This is a genomic window from Mesorhizobium amorphae, assembly GCF_014843845.1.
Classification (GTDB): Bacteria; Pseudomonadota; Alphaproteobacteria; order Rhizobiales; family Rhizobiaceae; genus Mesorhizobium; species Mesorhizobium amorphae_A.
This window is the reverse complement of the sequence record NZ_JHQS01000111.1, coordinates 1-2,991: the sequence shown is the minus strand read 5'-3', so window position 1 is coordinate 2,991 and position 2,991 is coordinate 1. Positions and strand designations below refer to the sequence as shown.

Annotated in this window: 1 protein-coding gene and 3 pseudogenes; all 4 read left to right on the top strand. The window is 62.4% G+C overall.

Annotation, left to right across the window (positions count from 1 at the left end):
* Positions 1-23: 23 nt before the first annotated feature.
* Positions 24-1,007: a beta-ketoacyl-ACP synthase III gene (locus DH08_RS30295; RefSeq protein ID WP_192182920.1), complete on the top strand. Its 984-nt coding sequence runs from the start codon at positions 24-26 to the stop codon at positions 1,005-1,007.
* 61 nt (positions 1,008-1,068) lie between these two features.
* Positions 1,069-1,514 (top strand): annotated as a pseudogene (panD, locus tag DH08_RS30290) (aspartate 1-decarboxylase).
* A gap of 98 nt (positions 1,515-1,612) precedes the next feature.
* A pseudogene (locus tag DH08_RS36700) lies at positions 1,613-2,079 on the top strand (BsuBI/PstI family type II restriction endonuclease).
* A gap of 38 nt (positions 2,080-2,117) precedes the next feature.
* Positions 2,118-2,926 (top strand): annotated as a pseudogene (locus tag DH08_RS30280) (IS3 family transposase); the annotation flags it as partial.
* Positions 2,927-2,991 lie beyond the last annotated feature (65 nt).

The window sequence follows — 2,991 nt, the reverse complement described above, 5'->3', positions numbered from 1 at the left end:
GGCGAACGCTTCGGTTCAAGACCATGAGCAGGTCGTCGCGCATTCTCGGGTTTGGTCATCATGCGCCGTCGCGCAAGGTGGAGAACCCGGAAGTCGAAAACCGTCTCGGGCTCGAGCCCGGCTGGATCGAGCGGCGCACTGGGATACGGTCACGCTTCTGGGCAACCGACGAAGACACGCTGTCCGGCCTTGCCGCGCATGCCGGCGACATGGCGCTGACGAATGCCGGCATCGACCGTGGCGACATCGGTCTTTTGTTGCTTGCCACCTCGACGCCCGATCACCTCCTGCCGCCCAGCGCGCCGCTGGTCGCGCATCGGCTGGGGCTCGGCCGCGCCGGCGCGATCGATCTGACCGGCGCCTGCGCCGGCTTCATCTATGCGCTGATGTTCGCGGACGGATTTACCCGCCTGCACGGCAAGGCGAGCCTTGTCATCGCCGCCAACATCCTCAGCCGCCGTATCAATCCGGCCGAGCGCGCCAGCGCCGTGCTGTTTGCCGATGCCGCCGGCGCCATGGTGATCGGTCCATGCGATGATCCGGACCGAGGCATTCTCGGCGCCTCGGTGGATTCGGACGGCTCGCGCTACGGGTTGATCCAGATCCCTGCTGGAGGAGGCAACACGCCGTTCCACGGCGACCTCGACCTCGCGCAAACTCGAATGACGATCACCGATGGCCGCGAAGTGTTCGCCAAGGCCGTCGAGATGATGACTGCCTGCTCGCAGGACGCGCTCGCAGCAGCCCAGATGCAGCCCCAAGACATCGATCGGTTCGTGCCGCACCAGGCCAATGCTCGCATTTTCGACGCGGTTGGGAGGAACCTCGGCATTGCGGATCATGCGATCGTCAAGACGATCGCCGAATACGGCAACTCTTCCGCAGCGACGATCCCGCTTTCCCTGTCGCTGGCCCATCAGACGCAGCCATTCCGGCAGGACGAGAAAATCCTGCTGGCAGCCGCGGGGGCGGGACTCAGCGGCGGGGCGCTTGTCGTCGGGATTTAGCCCAGCGACGGCTGCTCAATATCAAGACTGGCTCTGTGAGATGAATAGGACAATAGAACCAATGCGAAAAATAGTCGCCGGCAAGCTGCACGGCATCCACGTCACCGAGGCGAACCTCAACTACCACGGCTCGATAACGCTCGACCCTGACCACTGCGAGGCAGCCGGCATCCTGCCTATGGAATTCGTGGAGATATGGAACAAGAACTCCGGTGCGCGGATTTCGACCTATGTCATTCTCGGCGAGCGCGGCTCACGATGCTGCATCCTCAACGGTGCGGCGGCCCGCACCTGCCAGCCCGACGATCAGATCACTGTCTGCAGCTCCATCTACCTGGACGAAGCGCATATCACCTCGCTGAAGCCGCGGATCGTCAGTTCGACCAGGACAACCACATACTCGACCGCCTGAGGGAAGAGATATATATTTTGCCGGGCTGTTCGACCCAAACCTGGTCGGCGGAAAATTGGACGCTGCGATTGGCGCTTGGCAGAGCAAAACGTTAAACAAGGGCGCTCTTGCCCGCATCGCCATCGTCCGTCGCGGCGCGGGATCCGCCGGCGACAGCTTAAGTGTGACATTCCCTAATGGTGAAAGCCGGCGGATGAAGCCCGGACCGAGCTCGGAAATAACAAAGGCCGTCATTGAGGTCTTTGCGCCCCGCTTTATGGAGGAGCCTGCGATTCTGTTTGTCAGCGAAAGCGGGAACAAGGTTGTTTCTCGGGACGACGATCTCGCGAAATCCATTGGGCTAACGATCAAGGCAGACAAGGATTTCCCGACATTATCCTCGTCGACCTGGCGCCCGAACATCCCCTTTTGGTGTTTGCTGAGGTCGTGGCAACCGATGGCCCTATTAATGCCAGGCGGAAAAAAGCCTTGGAGGACTTGGCGAACGACGCGGGCTTTCCGCTGGAGCATGTCGCCTTCCTGACCGCCTATCTCGACCGCAGCCGCCCCTCGTTCAAGAAGGCGGTGGATTCCCTGGCATGGGGGAGCTTTGCGTGGTTCTCAGCAGAGCCGGATCATTTGATGGAGCTTGACCTGCCACGGGTAATTTCCTCCATCTGAGATTAGAGTCCGGCCTCGATTGAAGGACGGACGGACTGATGAAGAGAAAGCGGTTTACGGAAGAGCAGATCATCGCGGTTCTGCGTGAGCACGAAGCGGGGGCAAAGGCGGGCGACCTGGCGCGCAAGCATGGGATCTCCGAGGCGACGCTGTATAACTGGAAGGCGAAGTATGGCGGGATGGATGTGTCCGACGCCAAACGGCTGAAGGCCCTGGAAGACGAGAACGCGAAGCTGAAGAAGCTGCTCGCCGACCAGATGCTCGAAGCCTCGGCGCTGAAGGAGCTTCTGTCAAAAAAATGGTAGGGCCCGCCGCCAAGCGCGAAGCCGTCGCGCATCTGCAGGCCACGATGGCCCTGTCGGAACGGCGGGCCTGTTCCATTGTCGGCGCCGATCGCAAGATGATCCGCTACCGGTCCTGTCGCCCACCGGAGACGGAGCTGCGCGGCCGGCTTCGCGACCTGGCCAACGAGCGCCGGCGCTTCGGCTATCGGCGGCTGTTCATCCTCCTTCGTCGGGAGGGCGAGGCATCGGGTATCAACCGCATCTACCGGCTATACCGCGAAGAAGGACTGGCCGTGCGCAAGCGACGCTCCAGGCGCCGAGCGGTAGGGACGCGGGCACCGATCCTGGTCCAGGCGAAGCCGAACGCGCGCTGGTCGCTGGATTTCGTCCATGATCAGTTCGCCTGCGGCCGGCGCTTCCGCGTGCTCAACATCGTCGACGACGTGACGCGCGAATGCCTGGCTGCGATCCCGGACACCTCGATCTCCGGCCGCCGGGTGGCGCGTGAACTGACGGAACTGATCGCCCGGCGCGGCAAGCCGGGCATGATCGTCTCTGACCACGTCCTAAGCGCGGAACGAAATGGAGCCTGCAGTCAAGGTCTCTCTATCCGCCAGCATGCTCTTGC

Bases quoted from the DNA above. Each gene is read 5' to 3' on its own strand.
- DH08_RS30295 (WP_192182920.1), top strand. From the start codon at position 24: ATGAGCAGGTCGTCGCGCATTCTCGGGTTTGGTCATCATGCGCCGTCG.